Origin of the sequence: Pseudomonas lijiangensis, assembly GCF_018968705.1 — a bacterium.
GTDB classification, from domain to species: domain Bacteria; phylum Pseudomonadota; class Gammaproteobacteria; order Pseudomonadales; family Pseudomonadaceae; genus Aquipseudomonas; species Aquipseudomonas lijiangensis.
In genome coordinates this window covers 1,716,501-1,738,221 of record NZ_CP076668.1, presented here as the reverse complement: position 1 = coordinate 1,738,221, position 21,721 = coordinate 1,716,501, and the positions used below count along the sequence as shown (strand labels likewise).

The window sequence follows — 21,721 nt, the reverse complement described above, 5'->3', positions numbered from 1 at the left end:
GCCTTGGCCGCGACGACCAGCTTACAGGCAGCAACACATATTCAGCGATTCAGCACCTGAAACATTGCTGTCGCGGCCAAGGCCCCTCCCACGGATTGTGAGTCAATCGATCTGACTTTTGAAATCAGCCTCTTGACTGACCGGCATCAGGCTCATGACTATTTTTTCGCGAACGGCAAACTCACTCTCCAAACGAAGGTCTACAACGCTACATGACGGATGCAGAATGCACCGGTCATGTGAATGACATGCAAAATCAGTGGTTTTTCAGAGGTTACAAAGTAAATGGCTTCAGTTCTCGTCGGACAGTTTCATGCAAGAGATGCGGATGGTCGTATCTATCCGGTGCATGAATTCCAGGAATCACAGCCTGATGAGGCTGACGGCAAGGAGCCTGTCAAAACGTATCGCCTGGCTATCGGCGACAGGGTCAGCCATTTGGGCGGGGAAGATTTTGAGGTGATCCAGTCAGGCGTGAAGATGACTCGTATTCCCTGAATGCAAGCCTTGTGGATACCGGCACGGTATCAAGACCTGGGGCCCTCGCGAGCACTCCTCCCCAAACACTCGTGGGAAGAAGTTCGCTCGCGACGGGTCAAAACGTCGATAACGTATCTCGGGACTATCCAACCATCGCTTCGCGCCCCAGCAACGTTACCAGCAGGGCCAATGAGTCGGCATTCCCAAGAATGATCTTCGCTCGCTTGTGTACATCGACGTAGAAGAGCTCACGCGCTTTCTCCAGCTTGCTTACACCCGTGACCTTGAAAATCAGTTTCCTGGCTGCCTTGTCGGAAACGTCATACCAGTTACCGTCATCGCGCTGGATGCGGAACAACTCATTGCGTGGCGTGCGGTAGGACAGGCCATGCTGATGACGAATAATGTCGTTCTTGACCCCACTGTAATAAGACGACGTGCTTGCCAGCAGGTCGGTAAAGGGCATCGTGGCATCGAGATAAGTGATGTCTTCGGCTCCGCAGAACAGGTGCGTCAGTTCGTGGAGCATGACCGCCGCCCGGGAATGAATGCCCGGATGAAACGTATTCGCCTGAACCACACTGGCCCTGAGAGACACGGGAGGATCCCTGAAGAATCGTTCGGTCATATAGAGGCGTTTTTTCGGATCTCTGGGATAAACGAAGGCTGAAATATCCTCCATGATCGACTTGCGCTGCCCTATCACGTAACGCTCAGAGTTGAACGGCGAGAACGTGGCGTCCGTGAGCGCACTGTAGAGTTTTCTGACCGCACTCAGGACCATCTCGTGAAGCTGAACGGAAACGACGGGCGCATCGAAGAAATCTGCCAGGATGGTCCGGACACCAGTGAGCGCAGCGGTTCCATCGGGATTGCGGTTCTGCAGGTTATCAATGCAGTTTTCCAGGTATTCACGGGCAAGGGTATGGGCCTCACGAATCTTTTCAGCACGCTCGGGCCATAAACGGCGTATCTCGGCCATGCTGCTGGACTGATACACAATGAGGTCATCGGCGCTCATTTCGACGACACTGCTTCTCAAGTACGACACGGTACCACCGCCGCCACTGAGTCCCAGCTTCAGGTCCAGCCGCCAGCCGTCGGCATGCAGGCTGACCCTGGGCCCACCGACAATACGCCAGCCGTTGGCATCCTTTTCGATATGAAAGACCGCTCCCGACAGCACGATATAGGTATTGCCGCTGGCCGTGTCCCGGTAATTGTTCAAAATCGGGTCCTTGACCATACTGCTCAGCGCCACATCAGTGGCCTGCAACGTACGTAATCGCGCCCACAACTCCGGTGTCAGGCTTTTGTTGCCCCACGTGAAGATCTGCGTTTCGATCGCCCATTCCGGTGCAGGTACAGCCCTGGATTCAAGCTTGACGTCAGCGACGGCTCCCGTAGGGGATTCTGACTCGGTCAGAACCACTTCTTCCTCTCGGGTCTGCCGGACAAGAATCAGTGAACCTATCGCCGACAGCAACTCCGCAGCGGCCTGGCTCCACTCCATTTTCCTGACATCCCTGATCGAGCTTTCCAGCAGACTGACGCTCTGCCACGCTCCAAGCAGCATGCCCAGCCGCCCCGGAAGCAATGTCATCAACAACTGCGTCCCCATACCCCAGAGAAAACGGGTATCGGCGCTACGCGCTTCAACGTTGGTTACGCTCAACCGGGAAAACCACCATTGCAACAACAGTGCGGTGCTGTCGAACATCGCGTGCAGGGCGTTGCCCATGATCGGCTCGACGACGATCCTGACCGGTTCAGGCCGTGCAGGCATCTCGAAATCAGACCCGTATATGACCGGTAGATGCGGCTCTCTGAAACCGCCGTGTTCATAGAGATAACGCGCTGGCGCAGGAAGACGCTCAAGAAGCATTTTCTGAAAATCGGAGTCAGTGTGGATCGCGGCCAATAATGCGGCTTCGTCCTCGAACTCCCGCACCTGGTAACCGGAGTTGAACAATGTGTAGATCACCCAGCGACCGGATGCTGGCGCACGTGGCGCAATGATGAAGACCCCGAGCACCGTGTGCGGCGTCCAGTTGGGTGACACCCGAAGTTGCAGCGGGCTGATGATGATATCCCGCCCCTTCACCGGCTGACGTGCAATACCATCGGGCATGCTCAGCACAGACTGAAGTAAAAGGAAGGCCTCAGGGCTTACCTCATCCTTGAGCAACATGGTGTAGTTTCTGAATATCTCCAGCGGCGTTACCTGCTCAACGTAGCAGGTACGGCGCTTTATATATTCCTCAGTGCCGGGTTTGAACTTCATGGCGAGCAAGGCGCGGTATCCGGCTCCCAGATCCAGGTCTTCGACCAGATCGCGTACATAATTCATCGTGAGCGGGTTGTCGGCTTTTTCCACGCCGGGAAGGCTGACCGTCAACACACCATCGAGATAGAAGGGAAAGCGACCGACAGCGTAATCCGTGAGGCTGGAGCTCTGACGACTTCTCACCGCTCCAGCCCCGTAAGGCGTCTGGCCGACAGGCACAGACTCGGTAATGTAATGCGTTACAGTGACCGTGATCATGTCCGGGTCAAGATCACGGTCCGGGAAATCGGCCTGCAGACGGGGTAGAAGCCTTGAGCGGGAATACTCCGCAGGATCCGGGAGATCGAACAGGTAATTCTCCCCCGACATGCTGGCCACGAACCAGCGCTCGACCAGCCATGACAGGACGCGCAATTGCTCCAGGGGCACACTCTTGAGCCAGCCGGGCAGCAGGACCTCGGAAGCCATCATGTTCATGACGCCACCAATACGGTCCAGCAGAAACCTGTTGTGGCTGTCGCACTCACTTTCCCTGAGGGCATCGCGCAAGGTATTCCAGGGCAGTTTGCGGCGCAACGACTGCTCGCAGACCCGTATGCTGTCCTGGTAATGGCGCTCGATATCGATGCGCTGCAATGTCTGGATGACAGGCTCGACCACACGGGAGAGGTTCACCTTAACCCTCGGAGGACCTTCAAGGCCGTTGAGGTATTCCTTCACGTAGGCACGGTCCGCAGTTGGCAGTTGAGCAAGCCAGGCCAGACGCAGAGAGGGCGAATGCATGCTGGTGGTCAGGCTTTCTTCCAGAGCCTGGATGGACTCGTAACGACTCATGCCATCGACCATGGACCACATCACACAGGTGTCGGGCATCTCCGGCTGGATCAGTACCAGGGTGTTTGCCAGAGTCCTGGGCGCAAGATTCGGAGAAACGATCAGGTCCATGGTATAGACGTCTACCAACTGAATGCCCATCGCTTCGCGCAGTTTGAAGGATGGGTGGTCGAGCACCTGCTGGAACATGTCCAGACTCTGCACATCCAGATGCTTTTTGGTCCGTGCAATAGCCAACACCTGACGCAAGGCGCATTCACGTATATGCGAATCCAGCTTCAACGGATTTACCTGATTGTCGAACCAGCGCAAGGGTCTTGAGAAAAAGCTGCGCAGCCTGTGTTCGTAACGCCGAACGAACTCCTTGCCCACACGCTCCAGCATCCACTCCAGCAGATCGATGGGCAGGTTTGGCGCATCCACCCGCACAGCCGGGTCGCTTGCCACAACTCGAGCACTATCAGGCAACGGGCCAGTGGCACGTCCGCAAACCCGCTCCAGGGCCAGAGAAATCAGCCGCACGTTGGTCTGGCTGTCGATCTGCACCGCCAGATCGGCGACATCCATATACAGGCTGCCCTGTACGGCCAGATAGAGATTGAGCGTTTGGGTCACGCAGTCCACCACCTTTCCGTGCAGCTGACACTCGGCGTCAATGGACTGATACAGCGATTCCAGCTGTGATCCCCAGGTGTGGCGGGGCTCGTAAAGCACGCGGTCCAGATCTTCGGCAGTAAACTCGGCAGTGGTTTCTATGTCAGCCCAACGCTGTGCAAACTTGCTCTTGCTGGCAGACCAGCGCCAGGTATGTTGCAACATCGGCAGACGCCGATCGATACACTGACGTATGTCCAGCGCATCATCCACACGCACGGCGGCGCGCTGATAATGAATGGGCTGCATGCTCAATACATGAGCCAGGTTTCGCCACTGAAGATCAATGATGGTCTGCAGCATGGCAGCGAATAACGGAGATCTGAGCCGGCCGAGCTCGACGCTCTGGACCGAATGATCGTGCAAGGCACGATGCACATCGATCGAAGTCAAGGGCAGCTGTTCGGCAAGCACCGCCACGCTTTTGAAATGCTCGTTGAGCGCCTGTATACCTGAGAAGCGACTGAAACCGTGAGCCGTCGAATACAGGTAAAACCAGTCTGGCGCGTCCTTGAAGTGCACCACAAACGAGCCCGCCAGCTTGCAGACACTCAAGTCATTGAACACGAGCGATGGCTGCCAGATGCTGCAGACGAGAGGGTCGGGAGCAATGTGCGGCTTGTGCAGCAAGCCCGACAGCAGACGCCATGCATCGGTGCTCAGCGTCTCTGAAACCTTGTTGTGCATCAATTCATGAGCAAAGGACTCGACCAACGCCTGGGACATGTATTCGCGTAACGAGATCCCGTCGGGCAGATGCACGTTCCAGTAGTCGTCCAGCAACCTTTCGTAAGCTGAAAGCAATCCCTTATTCGCATGAGCCAGGGCACTCACCCAAGGCTCGGCCTGTTGTTCATCCAGCACCGCGCCTCTGGAATCCAGGAAGCGACGGCGTTGCCCCGGATCGAGATTCGCCGTACCGGTGGCATGATCCAGAAATGCGGCATCGGCCAGTGTCAGGGTACCTGCCACTTTATCGTTGTCGGCTAACAGTTGCAGACGATGCTCGAACACATCGACACGCCCCCGCAACAAGCGCTGATCGAGTTCACGCTGCAGGTTGTAGCCAATGGCCTGTGTCAATGACGGCAAACGGTCGAGCTCGGCATGCAGACGCTCCAGATGTCCTGCCTGCTGTTCGACAATGCCCCACATACGCTGGGTGAACAGGTTGCCCGTGATCAACTCGGCCTCCAGCAATGGAGCCTGGGTAGCATGAACCTGAAAGCGCTGATTGAGGGCCTGAAGCAGGCTTTGACGGTCAACGAAACGCTGGATGCCATCCAGCACGGTACAGAGAAATACCGGGGCCGAGCTGTCTTCCGGGTCGCTGATCATCCAGGCACTGGACAAGGCACCGCTCAGGGGGGTGCCGGTATTGCTGAGCAGACGATCGACCCGCGGCAGCGGTGGCGAGTGCGATTGAGACTCCGGCTCATCGATCAGACGCTGCAACCATTGCTTCTGAGCGACGCTGATCCTGGAGCTCTCGACAGCCGCGTCAAGGTCATCGGAAAAATGCTGTTTGAGGGTGTCCTGGTAATACCAGGGTATTGTGATCTGGCTCATCAAAAGGATCCTTCCTTCAAGGCCTGCCGGACTGGCACACAGCCCGGCAGGTAAAGTGAAAAAGGAACGTAACCAGACTGCCCTCAGGCCCTGACGTATATATATAGCAATCAGCCCGAAGCCTTTGGATTACCTCAGACCGGCCTCAGGAAAACCGCTCACGTCCCAGCAGACTCACCAGCATGGTGATCGAGTCGGCGTTACTGAGAATCACCCGGCTGCGCACCTCCGGGTCGCTGAGAAATATCTCTCGCGCTTCTTTCGCGGTCGCCTGGCCGGTCAGACTGTTCATCTTCCTGAACAGCCGGCCATCTTGAGGCCGCAAGTCGCGCATGACGTTACCGCTCGGGATACGAAACAACCGCCCCTTGGGCGTCAGGTGTGATAACGAGCGGTCACGCACGACCTGCAATTGCCTGTGGTAGAAACTCCATGCCGGCTGGCCGACATCGATCATCTCGGTGGGTGGTGCAGCGGCCTTGAGATAAGCGAAATCCACGGCATCGCAAGCCTGGTGGGACATCTCATGAATCAGAATCGATGCCCGGTAATGATCGTCGGCATTGAACGCCCGGTTACCGGGCAAAACCGCCTTGAGGGAATAGCTCGGCGGCGAAAAGAAATCTTCGGTGAGAATGATGCGCTTGCGCGGATCGCCAACCACCACAAAAGCGCTCACGGATTCATGCCCGCTCCGGGTCCTGCCCAGGACGAAACGTCCGGAACTCAGCGGTGCCAGTGAAGGCTGCAGCAAGCCATCGTATAACTCGGTGAACCGTTGCCTGACGTTGTCGATCATCGACGGCGTGGCCTTGTCTACACCGAAGAACGATTTCAGCGCGAGCTGCACCGGTTCGGACAGGCCTTCGACTGTCGGGGCATTGAGGTTGAACAAGGCATTTTTCAGGTAGCCCAACGCATGAACACGCGCCATCGTGATCTTGCGTGCCTCTTCACGGGAATACAGCCGGATGTTCTTCATGCCGTCGGCACGCACGCTCACGAACTCTTCGATCACCCCGTCGATTTCCCGGTCTATCGGATTTGAAGAGCGCAAGCTACCGCCCAGGCCAGGGTCCAGATCCAGTTGCCATTTCTGTTGGGCGTCAAGCCGCAGATCAGGTCCTGGACCGGCCTTGCCCTTGATACGCCAGACGCCATCGACATGCTCCACCTGATAAACCTTGCCCTCCAGCGCGGCGTAGAGACGCTGGGTTCTGGTGTCCTCATAAACGTTGCGCAAGGCATCGTGCCGGAGGGTCGCCAGATCGACATCAAGCTCTTCGAACGTGCCCAGATGCCGCTGCAGCACGGCAGGAGAGGCCGAACTACGCCAGAGAAACCTGGATTTACGGGCCAGAAACCACATGCGCATCGGCTGGACTTCTACACGTCGGTTCGATACGAGCGTCCCCAGCATCATGGTGAAATCGCTCAGTGCCACCCACCATTTCTGCTCCATCACAGCGCTGACCGAACGGGTCAGCAGTTCCTCGCCCTGCCATATCGCAATCAACGCTCCCAGCCTCGCAGGCACGAAGAACATGACGGCATTGGAAAACAGTTCGGTCAGGTGTACGAAATGCGCCCAATCGGCTTCGACGCTGGTCACAGCCTGGGTACGACTGAGGCCATGCATCACTTTCACAACGGCTTCGAACTGATGACGCATCGCGTTCCCCTCGACGACCATCGTGCCGAGACTGACCTTTTCGGGCCTCTCCAGCGTCGTATCGAAGATCGAGTCAGGTCCCTGGAGAGGCAGGGCAATATGCGCCTGATTCAGGCCGCCATTGTCGTAGCGATTGCGCAGCCGGGGCTTGAGACGGCTCAACAGCAGGTCCTGCAAGGCCCCCTTGGTGCGCAACTCGGCCAGCAGATGGTCACGATCGCGAAACTCCTTCAAGGTGAACTGCTCGCTGAATTGAACATGCAGCAGCAACGGCCCCTGCTCCGGGTCCTTCGGGCCGAACAGGTAAAAGCCATCGACTGCATCGGCGGCCATGCCCTGGCGCGGCACGAGGGTCAGAGGACGCATCACGATCTGCTGGCCATCAAGCGGCTCGCGCGCCATGCCATCCGGCATGTCGAGCACGCTCTCTAGGTAATCGAAGGCTTTCTGGCTGATGATTCCCTGCATTTTCAGTTCGATTGCCGCCACCATCAGCAGCGAGGGAATCTGCTGCATGAAGCTTTCGCGGCGACTGGCGTACTCAGGCGTTGAGGGATCAAAGCGTTCGGACAGCAATGTCCGGTAGTGCCGACCGACATCCAGCTCGTGAACCAGTCGGGCTACGTAATGGGCGTCCAGCCCTGCCGGGAGCGGCATTCCGGCCGGTAGACCGACGCTGCTTACACCCTCCTGGATCCCGGAAAAGTGATTCAGGGAATAGTCCACCAGACTCTCACTGTAGACCCGGGTCCCCGCTGGAAAGGACGGCGGCAGATTACCGGTACCGACCATGACGCTCCAGGGGTCATAGATGGTCATGGTCACCGTTATCTTGTCCGGGTCCAGGGCATATCCGGGAAAATCGCGTTGCAGTGCCTCCAGCAACCGTGGCCGGGCAAAAAGCTGCATGGGCGGCACACCGGCCAGAAAGTCCGTGGCCGGGTCGAGAGTACGAAAATAGTTCTTTGCCAATTCAAGGTAGCGCTCCAGATCCTCCAGCGAGGCATTCCTGAGCCAGTTCGGCATCGAGTTCATGAACAGCAGCCCCTGGACACGGATGGACAGACAATCGAGCCAGGTCAGGAGCCAGTCGTTGTTGCCTGACAGATCCACGCCCCCCTTGAACGACATGGCGGCCAACCGGTGTTGCCGGGCATCGTGCAACGCAGTGGCAAATTCGCTGCTCTGCCCTTGCTGGGCATCCTGTTGCATCAGATGCAGAAAATCTCCATCGACCCGCTCCAGGCTCAGCGTCATGATCGCCCTGGCTGCGAGGGTTTCATCCACCCATTGGCGATCCTGATCGGGGAATACCGCCAGCCATTTGGAACGCCACTCGGGATCAGCCAGACGCATCTGTAGCCACGCCTCCAGCTCCGCCCTGGAATCCATCTCCAGAAGCCCCATGAAAGGCGACCAGAACAACAGCCGCTGCCGAGCCTGACCGGGCATCTGCAAGGCCCCGACGACGTTGAGCCCCAAGGGAAATCGCCGACCGCTCAGCCTGAGGGTAATCCTCTGGACATCAGCCGATCCACGACGAGTCTCGCTCAAAGGGCGGTCCAGAACAGCCTGCAGCAGGTCAAGCAGCGACGCAGCAATAACCTTATGGCGTCGTGCCAACGCCAGTTCCAGGCGTAACATCTGCTCGCGAGAGTTACGTAACGTCTGGCTGACCTGCCTCTGTGTATTGGCAATTCGCAATGGCCGGTCGTAGAAGGCTTTGAAACCGGCAAGACATGACGCCTGCTGGGCATTGGCCACCCGATCCACGATCGTTTCGAGCAAGGGGACAGGAAGCGCTGCCGATCCATCGTCTCCCCTATGCTCTGCCGGTAGCTGAATCCTGCTGTTCGGCGGTATAGGCCTGCTGCGCGCACCACTGAAGCGTTCGATCACAAGGTCCGCCAGGCCATGAGTCTGAGGGCTTTCACAATGCACTCGCACATCGCTTCCCTCACAAACGCCCTGCTCGCTCCAGATCAGGCGGATGTTCTGTCCCTCGTGAGGTACGGGATAGTCGAGCGCTGCCAGGTAAGGACTCAAGGCCTGCCGGACAAACATCTCCATGGACGGCCGCAGGTCACCGATCTCACGCAGCGTATCTTCGATCCGGCTCAGTTGCTCTCCCCACGACAGAGCCGGGACGACAGTCGGGCTGGAAGGTGCCGACCTGGCACCTGACATGGGCGGCCAGGACACCAGAAAGTGCGTCGGCTCGTTCAGCCAGCGGCCACCGATGCCGATGTACGGCAGACGCTCATCGAGCAGCGCCCGTACATCCAGAGCATCGTCGAGCATTGCACGCAGCTCGCCCTCATCCCGGCAATGGCGCTTGAGCGCTTCGGCCAGACTGCGTTCCTGCAGACCGATGATGCCTTCGATGCAGTCGTAGAACAGGGGTTTGTCCACCCGGTAATCATTCACTTGCAGACCCACTGCGGTTTCCAGGGTCGACAGTTCGGCCTGATCATTCAGCGACAGGTAATGGCGCAATTCGCTACGGCCTACCGGGCTGTTGAACAGATCGACCAACGCCTGGCGGCTCTTGAGCTGGCGCACACCCTTGAGAGGGGAATAGAGCGCATACGCACCCTGTTCCAGTGGAATCAGGTAGAGGCTGACCAGCTTGTACGGCCCCTGCCCTGCGACGGTCAGCGACAGCCGGCTTATGGGTAGGGCCGAATGCTTGTAAAGAGGTAGCGCAGCAATCCGTGCCAGGATGGTTGTGGAAGAAGGCTCAGACTGTTGCAGCATCCAGACCCTGTGGCTGAACGCATCGGCCAGCGCCTGCGCGAATCGATGGCGGCGCGTCAGGCCGTACCTGTCGGGACTGCTCCAGTAATCTGCGACCTGCCGTTCATATTCGTCCTTGATATCCGCCAGACGCAGGTTGAAATCCGACACCCCTGCCGACTCCAGCGGTTGACCTCTGCGACCAATGAAACGGCAGCGCTGACCTGCGGGTAAAACCTTGCCAGTCAATGCGTCCAGGGCCAGCTGTTCAAGGCTCTGAGTCCGAACGAGGATTTCCCGAGAGGTGCCATGCTCAGCGGCCATCTGCTGCACGATCTGCACCCGTGGCGCATGAAGATCAAGATCGCCGGTGGACCAGAGGTCAGCATGCCTCGATGCCAGCAGCCGACCCAGAACATGATCGAGGGACGGCAGCGTCTGCAAGTCATCCGCCAGCCAACGCAAGGTCTGCGCCTGATGGTCGATGACCTGCCACATGCGCTGCTCGAACAATGCCCCCTCTACCAACTGGAGCTGAAAACCGGGGTGCTTGTCGGCTGTCACGGAAAACGCCTGCGTCGCGTAAGCAGTGAGCTGCTGACGGTCGGAAAAACGCATCAGGCCATCGGCCAGCGTATCGACATAAACCACGGAGGTGCCTGAGTTCCAGCGCTGAATCACCCACGTAGTGACCATGGCAAGAGGTTCGGGCGAGCCGTCTTCCAGGATAGGACGATAAACCTCCAGATGCCCCGGTTGCTCGGTGTCGGCCAGATACTGCAGATAGCCAAACTCTTCGTCCGTGATCCGCTTCCGGGCCCTGGCGAGTCTGAGATTACGTTGAAAACGCTGACGCAGCGCCTCGGTCTGAAAATAGGGTGTAGCAGGCATGGCAAGCTTCCTTTTGCACAAAGTGCCACAGGCATCGAAACGCCCATGGCAAATAACGTACAAGGGATCCTAACCAGCACATGCCTTGACACTGCACTACATATGGCAACGCTCCAGATGCAGTGCATGAGTCCGGATACCGCTCAGGAAAAACGCTCACGCCCCAACTGACTTGCCAGCATGGCGACCGAGTCGGCATTGTCGAGGATCACCCGGCTGCGTACCTCCGGATCGACGATAAAGGCCTCACGCGCCTCTTCCAGAGTCTGTTTGCCGGTCAGCCGGACCATCTTGTCAAACATTCGGCCATCGCCGGGCTGCAAGCCTCGCCAGCCCTGGCGAGTGGCGACGCGGAACAACATGGGCTTGGGCGTTCGATGCGATAGCGCATTATCGCGCAAGAGCTGCAATTGCGTCTTGTACGAATGCCATTCCGGCAAGCGCTCATCGAGCATATTCACCGGCGGAGCGCCGGAATCCAGATAAGCGAAGTCCACGGTATCGCAGACCTGATGGGATATCTCATGGATCATGGTCGAAGCCCGGAAATGATCATTGGGGCTGAAAGCACGGTTATCGGGTAGCACGTCCCTGAGTGGATAGGCAGGTGGAAAGAAAAACATGTCGTTGAGAAAGAGACGCTTGCGCGGATCGCCGACAAGCACAAAAGCGGCTACTGACTCGTGCCCGCTCTTGGTCTCACCAATGACGAAACGGCTGGAACTCAGCGGTGCCAATGAGGGCTCCGACAAGCCGACGTACAATTTGGTGAGTCGTGTCCTGAGGTAGTCGACCATCTGCGGTGTAGTCTCCTCCACGCCGAAGAACTCTTTCAGCAAGTCCTGTACCGGCCTCGCCATGCCGTGCACTGTCGGTGTATTGACATTGAACAAGGCGTTTTTCAGGTAGCTCAGTGCCTGGAAGCGGGCCATGTTGATCTTGTGGGCCTCTTCACGGGAATAGAGGCGAATGTTCTTCATGCCCTCGGCACGCACGGTGATGAGCATGTCGATCCGCTGTTGCATCGCCTGCTCGCTCGGGATTGGCATGGGGGTGCCACCGCGCAACCCCAGCTCCAGATCCAGCTGCCATTTCAGTTCACGGTCAAGCCGGATCCTGGGGCCTTGAGCGGTATCGGTAGTGATACGCCAGGAACCCTCGACCTGATGAACCCTGTAAACCTTGCCTTCAATTGCGGCGTAGAAGTTCTGAGTCTTCGAGTCCTTGTAGAGGTTGTACAAGCCATCGTATTGCAGGGACGACAGTTCGATATCCAGTACTTCGAACTCGCTCAGGCGCAACCTCAACGCAGCAGACAAGGCTGAATTGCGCCAGGAAAATGTTTCCGGCCGAAGCTGGAACCGGGTGTGCATCGACTCGACCTCGGCTCGCCGGGTCGAGACCATCATACCCAGCGCCATGGTGAAATCGGACAGCGCCTGCGCCCATTGCATTTCGCTCGCGGCGTCAATCGACTCACGCATCAGGTTGCCGCTTTGCCACATCGCGATCAGCGCCCCCAGCCTGCCCGGCACGAAAAGCAGCGCCACATCGGAAAGCAGAGCCATCCCGCGCACGAACTGCGCCCAGCTGGCCTCGGCACTGGTCACGGACTGCTTGCGACTGAGGCTGCCAAACAGTTGCACAATGGCCTCGAACAGGTGACGCAACGCATTACCTTCGACGATCGCAGTGCCAAGACTGACCTTTTCGGGCCTGTCCAGCGTCGTTTCGAAAATCCATTGGCTACCTTGGGCCATGAAGGGAATGTGCGCCTCGTTCAGACCACCATTGCCATAGCGGTCACGCAGCCGTGGTTCAAGCCGGCTCAGCAGCAGTTCCTGCAAAGGCCCATTGACACGCAACTCAGCCAGCAGATGGTCATGGTCGCGAAACTCTCTGAAACTGAATTGCTCGCTGAAATGGATATGCAGCAGCACCGGCCCCTGCCTCTGATCCTTCGGACCGATCAGGAAAAAACCCTCTACCTTGTCGGCAGTCATGCCACGACGCGGCACCAGGGCCAGTGGCCGCAGCACGATGTATCGCCCATGAACGGGCTCGCGGACTGTGTTGTCCGGCATGTCGAGCACACTTTCGAGGTAATCGAAAGCTGTCTGGCTGATGCTCCCCTGCAATTTCAGCTCCATGGCAGTGACCAGCAACCGCGGAGGAATCTGGCGCATGAAGCGCTCTCGGCGGCTGACGTACTCAGGCTTTTCGGGATCAAAACGTTCAGCCAGCAATGTCTGGTAATGCCGACCGACATCCAGGTCATGGATCAACTGTGAAACATATCGGGCGCTCAACCCAACCGGTACTGGTGTTCCAGACGGCATGCTGATACTGAGCACACCATCCTGAACCTGAGAAAAGTGATTGAGGGAAAAGTCCACCAGATTTTCGCTCTGGACTATCGTGGCACCCGGAACGGAGATCGGGATTTCGCCGGGAGCCACCGGGGCTACGGCATAGTGGGTCATGGTCACCGTGATGGTGTCCGGGTCCAGGCTCAGGCCAGGAAAATCGCGTGTCAGCACTTCCAGAACACGTTCCCGGGCAAAGTGCTGCAAGGTCGGCACACCGGCCAGGAAATCAGTGGCCGGATCGTTATTGCGAAAGTATTCCTTCAACAGCTCGGTATAGCGCTCCAGATCGTACAGCGGGGCCATGGTCAGCCAGCCCGGCATCGAGCTGGTAAACAGCATGTTATGGACACGGATGGACATGAAGTCCAGCCAGGTCAGGAGCCAGCCGTTGTTATCTGCCAGGTTCACGCTATTCTTGAAAGGCTCGGGAGCCAGACGATACTGCCCGGCATCTCGCAACGCAGCGGCGAACTCTCTGCCCTGCGCATGTTGGTCATCCTGCTGCATACGGTGCAGGAAATCCCCGTCGACCCTTTCCAGTTGCACCGTCACAATCGCGCTCGCCGCCAGGCTCTTGTCCACCCACTGACGATCTTCGCCGGGAAATATCGTCAACCACTTGGAGCGCCATTCCGCGTCAGACAGGCGTCCCTGCAGCCAGGTCTGCAATTGTTCTCTGGAATCCATCGACTTGAGCCCGATGAACGGCGACCAGAACAACAGGCTCTTCAGCGGCCAGTCAGGTGGCTGAAGGGCCCAGGCAACGTCCACTCCCAGAAGAAACTGTTTGCCGTTCAATGTGATGCTGATGGCATAGACATCGACCGATCCTGAACGCATGTAGCTCAGGGGACGATCCACGGCATTCTGTAGCAGGTCAAGCAGTGATGATGGGATATCTCTCTTGCGACGCGCCACACTCAGCTCCAGACGCAGCAGATGCTCGCGGATGCTGCGTAATGTCTGGCTGACCTGCTTCTGTGTCCTGTCGATGCGCAACGGCAAGCTGTAGAACGCCTCGAAACGGGCCGGGCAAGAAGCCTGCAATGCCGTGGCAATCCTGCTCACGACAGGTTCGAGCAACTCGGTAGTCATGGCCCCCAAACCATCGGCCCCCTGATACTCGGTCGGCAATTGCACCTTGCAGTCTGGAGGGATGGGCGTGCGACGCGAGCCACTGATGCTTTCGAGCACCCGGTCCGTCAGGCAGATACTCTGATCGCCCCATGTCAACCGGATATTCTGCCCTTCATGAGGACCGGGATAGCCGAGCGCTGCCAGATAGGGACTCAAGGCCTGCCTGGCAAAAACCTCAACAGGCATGCGCTGACCACTGATATCGCGCAGGGTATTCTCGGCCCGGATCAATTGCGCCCCCCATGACTGTGCCGGGGTGACGACCGTACCGGGCGAAGATTGGGGAGCTGACGCAGACTGCCAGGTAGTCATGAAGTCCGTCGGCTCGTTCAGCCAGCGGCCACCGGCACCAATATACGGCAGACGCCCGTCGACCAGCGCCCGTATATCGAGGGCATCGTCAAGCATCGCGCTCAGTTCGCTTTCATCCCGGCAATGGCGCTTGAGTGCTGCGACCAGACTGCGCTCCTGCAAGCCGATGATGGCATCGATGCAGTCATAGAACAGAGGCTTGTCCAGCGGATAGGCATCCACTGTCAGGCTCGCGCCAGCTCCCGGGACCGGCAGTTCGTCCCGGTCGTTCAGCGACAGGTAACAGAGCAGTTCCTTGCGACCTGCCGGGCTGTTGGCCAGATCGGTCAGCGCCTTGCGACTCTTCAGGAGTCGCACTCCCTTGAGAGGGGAATAAAGCGCATAGGCTCCCTGCTCCAGATGAATCAGATAAAGACTTGCCAGCTTATAAGGCCCGCGACCATCGACGGTCAGCGACAGTCGGCTGACAGGCACGGGGGACACCTTATACAGCGGTGACGCGACAATACGTGTCAGAGCGTTGGTGGATGTCGCGTTCTGTTGCAGTATCCAGACCCGGTGACTGAAAGCGTCGGCCAGTGCCTGCGCGAACCGGTGGCGGCGCGTCAGACCGTGTGCGTCTGCATGGTTCCAGTAATGCCCGATCAGGTCTTCATAGTCGTCTTCCAGATCTGCCATGTGCAGGTCGAGGTCGGACATGCCGATACTCTCCAGCAGTTGCCCTTTGGAGCCCATGAAGCGGTAAATTTTCCCGTAGGGTAAAGCCTTGCCGACCAGTATGCTCAGCACCAGTTGCTCGTAGCTCTGGACACCGATGCAGGTTTCGCGGTTTGCGGCATGCCTGCCACCGGTTTGCTCCACGACCTGAACCAGCGGAGCATGAAGATCAAGATCTGCATCGGACCAGACATTGCCGAGCTTAGAAGGCAACAGCCTGCCCAGAACCTGGCTCAGTAACGGCAGTTCCTGCAGATTAGCCGCCAACCATCTCAGGCTCTGCGCCTGATGGCCGATGACCTGCCACATGCGTTGCTCGAACACCTCCCCTTCCAACCGTTGGAGTTCGAAGGCGGGGGTTTGATCGACAGTAATGGAAAATGCCTCTTTGGCGTAATCGCTGAGTTGCTCGCGATCGGCAAAGCGTCTCAGCCCTTCGGCCAGGGTATCGACGTACAGGAACCGGACATTCGCAACCCAGCGCTCGATCACCAGCGTGGAAACCATTGCGAGAGGCTCGGGCGAGCCATCACCCAGGAGTGGGCGATACAGCCCGACGGATCCTTGCTGTTCGACGGTCGCCTGTTCCGTGTCGCAGAGGTGCTTCAGGTATGTGAATTCTTCGTCAGTGATCCGTCTTTCGGTCTGAGCGACTCTCAGGTTGCTCTGGAAACGCTGGCGCAGCGCCTCGCTATGAAAATAAGGGGTGACAGACATGGCAAACTTTCCTTTTGCACAAAATGCCACAGGCCACAAAGGCTTCTGTGGTGGATAAAGTGCAAAGAAGCGTAACCAGTGGCCGCCCGATAATTACCGTACATATATCAACCGGTAACTTTCCGGCGCGGCCACATTGACGTCACCTCACCCTGTCAGAGGAACCGCTCGCGCCCCAGCAAGGAAATCAGCATCGCTATGGAATCGGCATTGCTCAGGATCACCCGGCGTCGGGCAACAGGGTCGATCAGAAAGGACCAGCGGGCGCTGGCCAGACTCGACTGGCCGGTCAAGGTGAGAATCTTCGTGAAAACGTCGCCGTCACTGGGAGTGAAATCCCGCCAGTTACCATTGCCTCCGGTAGCGAACAAGTCGGTAGACGGGGTTCTGTGCGACAACGTGAGTGTGCGCCTGCTCTGCAGGGCCTGCTTGTACCAGGCACTCTCCGGCTTGCTGTCATCGAGCAGATGCGCAGGGGGGGCACAGGCATCGAGATAGGCGATGTCATCGGTACCGTTGTACAAGTGCGACAGCTCATGCAGCAGCGCCATGACCCGGAAATGATCGTTGGCATTGAAAGCCCGACTGTCGGGCAACGGACTTTTGAGATTGTAGATCGGTGGCGAGAAAAACATGTCACAAAGGAATACACGTTGCTGCGGATCATTCTGAAACACGAAGGCTGCCAGTTCAGCATGGCCAGGCTTGGCTGCACCGACCACGAAACGATTGGAGTCCAGGACTGATAATGAAGGGTCCGACAGGCCATTGAACAGCTCGATGACACGCTGCCTGACAGCGTCGATCAATTCCGGCTCGATTGTCTGAACACCGAAAAAATCCCTCAGTATGACTTTCACCGGTTCGGCCAACCCTTGGGCGAACGGCACCCGGAGGTTGAACAATACCGTCTGCAGATACCTCTGCCCCTGATGGACCGCGATACTGATCCCCCGGGCCTGCTCGCGGGAATAAGCACGGATTTCCGTCATACCCTGCGCAAAGACATCCATATAACTCTGGATCTCCAGTTGCAGGTTACGCTCCCGACGGGCGAACACCGGGGGAGCGCCGCCAAACAGCCCAAGATCCAGTTTCAGTTCCCAACGCTGGCTCTGGCTCAGTTTCAACTTCGGTCCGTTCTTGCCATTGCCCTGGATACGCCAGTCTCCTCCCTGCTCGCTGACCTGATAGACCTTACCGTCCACGGGAGCGTATCTGGCCTGAGTGACCGGGTCCCGATAAAGGTTGTACAGGCTATCGTATTGCAGACTCGCCAGTTCGACGTCATACCTTTCGAACTCTCTCAGTCGCTCCGCCAGCTCTGGGGTCAGGGACGAACCGGCCCAGGAAAACACCAACACGCGGCTGATCGGCCGGTCACGCGACACCTCATGCTCCTCCTGGGTCCGAGAGATAACCAGCATGGCCAGAGCCGCCGAAAACTCCGACAAGGCCCGTCCCCAACGCTGCTCGGACACCGAGCCGACCGAGGCGCGCAACAGCGACTGGCTCTGCCACAGCGCAATCAGAAAACCCAGCTTGCCGGGCGCAAATACCAGAATCTGCTCGGCACTCAATGTCATCAGATGCAGGAACGACGCCCAGTCGGCCTGGGCAGTCGTCACTGACTGCTGGCGGCTGAGCATCTGCATCAGTTGCAGACTGCTCTCGAACAGATGACGCAAGGCGTTGCCCTCGATGATCCGGGTACCCAGACTGACCTCGCCTGGCTGGCCGAACGGCACGTCCACGATGTCTTCGGTGCTCCAGGGGATGTGCGCCTCGATCAGCCCATCGTTGGCATAACGCTGACGCAACAGCGGATCGACCCGGTCAAGCACCAGTTGCTGCAAGGGACCTTCAAGACGCATGTTCTCCAGCACATCGCGCAGGTTGCGAAATTCCTTGAAGCTGAACGACTCGCTGAACAGGCTATGCAGCACCACCGGCCCTTGAGCCGGATCCTGCGGGCCGATCAGGAACAGGCCTTCAACAGGGTCAGCGGCCATATCCCTGCGCGGCACCAGGGCCAGAGGGCGCAGCACGATGTTCTGGCCGTGCGTGGAAGCCCGGGCCTTGCCATCGGGCATGGTCACCACACATTCGATGAAATCGTAGGCCTCCTGGCTGATTTCACCTTGTAACTTCATTTCCAGTGCCGGTGCCAACAAACGTGCCGGGGCCTGAAGCATGAAACGCTCACGCCGCTTTATGTAATCGGTGCGTCGAGAGTCGAAGCGTTCGATCAACAGGTTCTGGTAGCGCAGCCCCACATCCAGGGTACGCACCAGTTCAGCCAGGTACCCGGCTGTCAGACCTGCTGGCATCGGGGTATCGGGTGATGCGTTCAGTAGCAGGCTGCCGCCCTGAGTCGTGGAAAAATGATTGAGCGAATAGGCCACCAGGTTTTCGCTGCGCTCCAACACGGCTGCCGGTATGGACAATGGCACCTCACCAGGATGTACCGGGGCAATGATGTTCTGGCGCATGGTCACGATAATCTGCTTTGGGTCCAGCTCATGACCGGGAAAATCCCGCTGCAGCGCCTCCAGCAGTTGCTGATTGGCATATGACTGTAGCGTTGGAATATCGCTCAGGAAGTCCTGGGCGGGATCGCTGTAATGAAAGTACTCGGCCAGCACATCGGCATAACGCTCCAGGTCCGCCAGCGAGGCGTTGCCAAGCCAGTCCGGCAGCGAGCTCGAAAACAACTGGTTCTGGATGCGAATCGCCAGCACATCGATCCAGAAATAAAGCCTCTCGTCTCTTATGGCCAGATCCACATAACGACTGAACGGTATCGCCGCCAGACGACTTTCTTTGCCATGACGCAAGGCGCTGGAGAGCTCCTGCTCCTGATAATGCTGTTCATCCTGTTGCATTCGACGAATAAAGTTTCCGTCTACACACACCAGCGACAGAGTCAGCGTCTGAGAGGCCGCCAGCGCCTGATCCAGCCATTGCTGGTCTTCGCTGGCGAACAGCAGCAGCCATCTGCCGCGCCAGGCCGGATCCTGCAACCGTTGCGACAACATATCCTGAAGACTCGCTCTGGAGCGGAGTTCCTGCAGTCCGCTGAACACCGACCAGAACAACAGGGCACTTTCCGGGTGCTCCGGCTGCTGAATAACCCAGGCCGTATTGAGTCCAAGCGGCAAACGCCTGCCTCCGATCTCGATCCACAGGGCATACGCCTGGGCCCCATTGCAGCGCCCCCTGCTCAGGGGAAAGTCCAGCACCCGCTGCAATTGATCGAGCAACGGTGCCGCGATGACGTTCAGGCGACGTGCGAAAGACAGCTCCAGACGCAGCAGGTTGTCACGCATGCCATGCATGACCCGATCTAACGGCCATTGGCGCTTAGGGGTGCGGTTGGGACGGTTGTAAAATGCGTCGACACTGCCTGCGCAGATGGCCTCCAGATCGGCACCGCAACGCTTCACGACATAGTCGAGCAACGGAATGGTCAGCGATGCGCCTTCGACGCCATGTACTTCCCGTGGCAGATTCAACTGACTATCAGGCGGAATCGCAGTGGTCGATTGGCCGCTCACCCGCTCCAGCAACAGATCGACCAGACTCTGGATCTGAATGCCTGGTACCTGTGGTTGCACATCGGTGCCGACACCGGCAGAAACACCCTGACGGGACCAACTGAGCAGGATTTTCGACCCCTCATGAGGCCTTGGATAACCAAGCGCCGCCAGATAAGGACTGATGGCCTGACAGGCCAGTCTTTCAAGTGAGGGGCGCTGATCCTTGAGCTCGCTCAGCACCGCGTCGGCCAGCCTCAACTGCTCCATCCATACACCGGCATAAGTTGTCGGCGGTGTCCGCATGCCAATCCGGTAGGATGGAGGCCAGCTGGCCATGAAATTCGTCGGTTGCGCCAGCCAGCGCCCCTTGGCTCCAATGTAAGGCAGACGGGCATCGAAAAAGGCGCGAATATCCAGCGCATCATCGAACATGGCCTGCAACTCGCCCACTTCTTCGCAGCAGCGCTGCAGAGCGACGTTGATGTTGCGCTGCTGCAGCCCGATGATCGCGTCAAGACAATCCAGAAACAACGGTTTGTCCAGTGGGTATGCACGCAGTTGCCAGCCCTGTGCAGCCTCCACGACAAGCAGGTCATCAAGGGACAGATACTCATGAAGCTCGCTGCGTCCCTCCGGGCTGTCGATCAGACGGGTCAGGGCATTCCAGTCGCTCAGGTAACGGAGCCCTCGCCGCGGCGAGTACAGAACGTAGGCTCCCTGTTCCAGCTGAATCAGATACAGGCTGACCAGCTTGAACGTCCCCTGCCCATCGACCATCAGTGACAGACGGTTGATGGGCACCGGCGACAGTTCGTACAGGGCCGCTCCGGCAATCCTGATCAAAGCGGGTGCTGCGGCACCCAGAACCTGTTCCTGCATCAAGACCAGATGGCTGAAAGTATCGGCCAGCACCTGAGCCACGCGCTCGCGTCGGCTCACGCCTTGACGGTCACGTGCAGTCCAGTGGTTATCCAGCAATTGCTCCAGATCACCCGTCAAGTCTACAGGACGTAAATTGAAGTCATTGAGGTCAAGCGAATTCAGCGGCTGACCATTGAGGTCAATAAATCGAAACCACTGATTTTCTGGCAGGACTTCACCCGTCAGAGCGTCCAGAATGAGTCGCTCGAAGTGGGTGACCAGTAAAACCTCATCCCGGACCTCACCGGATGGCTCATGAGATCTTTCGACCAGTTGCACCAGCGGAGCATGAAGATCGGGGTGCCCATCGGGCCAGATAGCGGTGAGCTTCGAGGCCATCCGCTGCGGCAGCGCCTGGGGCAGCGTTGGCAATTGCTGCAGGTCATTGGCCAACCAACGCAGGTTCCGGGCCTGATGATCGACGATCCGCCACATGCACGCCTCGAACGGCGATTCTTCCAGGACCTGAGACTCATAGGCAGGGTCCAGATCGGCACGCACGGCGAACACCTTTTTGACGTACGCCGCGAGCTGTGGGTGATCGGTGAAACGCTTGAGACCTTGAGCCAGAGTATCGAGGTATAGCGTTTCAGTGTCGCCGTGGCGACGCACGATCAGAAGAGCCGAGGCGAGCCCGAGAGGCACGGGCGAACCGTCCTCCAGGATCAGGCGATAAAGTGCGGGCCGCGCCTGACTTGCCGAAGGCGTTTGCCCGGCAGCGACCAGACGCTGCAGGTCTTGCATTTCATCGGCAACGACAAGCCCATTGTCATAGGCGTCCTGCAGATGCTGTGTGAAGCGCCGGTGAAGCGCTTCACTGTGGAAATAGGGAGTGGTAGGCACGACAGACTTCCTTTTGCACAAAACGCCACCGGGCCCACAGGAC

Annotated in this window: 5 protein-coding genes; 1 reads left to right on the top strand and 4 read right to left on the bottom strand. The window is 58.1% G+C overall.

All coding sequences use genetic code 11. The features are described 5' to 3' along the window. The first annotated feature begins 285 nt into the window (after window positions 1-285). Window positions 286-498 carry a hypothetical protein gene (locus KQP88_RS07585; protein ID WP_216705273.1) on the top strand — a complete coding sequence of 71 codons (213 nt, stop codon included), beginning with the start codon at window positions 286-288 and terminating at the stop codon, window positions 496-498. Between the two features lie 124 nt (window positions 499-622). Here KQP88_RS07585 and KQP88_RS07580 read toward each other — a convergent pair whose 3' ends face one another. The 4 genes from KQP88_RS07580 to KQP88_RS07565 form a co-directional block, all read right to left on the bottom strand. Then, window positions 623-5,824, bottom strand: a complete 5,202-nt coding sequence (locus KQP88_RS07580) for a dermonecrotic toxin domain-containing protein (RefSeq protein WP_216705272.1) — start codon at window positions 5,822-5,824, stop codon at window positions 623-625. A gap of 145 nt (window positions 5,825-5,969) precedes the next feature. Beyond that, window positions 5,970-11,123 carry a dermonecrotic toxin domain-containing protein gene (locus tag KQP88_RS07575; RefSeq protein WP_216705271.1) on the bottom strand — a complete coding sequence of 1,718 codons (5,154 nt, stop codon included), beginning with the start codon at window positions 11,121-11,123 and terminating at the stop codon, window positions 5,970-5,972. Between the two features lie 143 nt (window positions 11,124-11,266). Further along, entirely contained in the window at window positions 11,267-16,375 is a 5,109-nt protein-coding gene (locus tag KQP88_RS07570) for a dermonecrotic toxin domain-containing protein (protein ID WP_216705270.1), read from the bottom strand. Between the two features lie 155 nt (window positions 16,376-16,530). Then, window positions 16,531-21,678 (bottom strand): dermonecrotic toxin domain-containing protein, encoded by a 5,148-nt coding sequence (locus KQP88_RS07565; RefSeq protein ID WP_216705269.1) that lies wholly within the window; start codon window positions 21,676-21,678, stop codon window positions 16,531-16,533. Window positions 21,679-21,721 lie beyond the last annotated feature (43 nt).

Bases quoted from the DNA above. Each gene is read 5' to 3' on its own strand.
- KQP88_RS07585 (WP_216705273.1), top strand. From the start codon at position 286: ATGGCTTCAGTTCTCGTCGGACAGTTTCATGCAAGAGATGCGGATGGT.
- KQP88_RS07580 (WP_216705272.1), bottom strand. From the start codon at position 5,824: ATGAGCCAGATCACAATACCCTGGTATTACCAGGACACCCTCAAACAG.
- KQP88_RS07575 (WP_216705271.1), bottom strand. From the start codon at position 11,123: ATGCCTGCTACACCCTATTTTCAGACCGAGGCGCTGCGTCAGCGTTTT.
- KQP88_RS07570 (WP_216705270.1), bottom strand. From the start codon at position 16,375: ATGTCTGTCACCCCTTATTTTCATAGCGAGGCGCTGCGCCAGCGTTTC.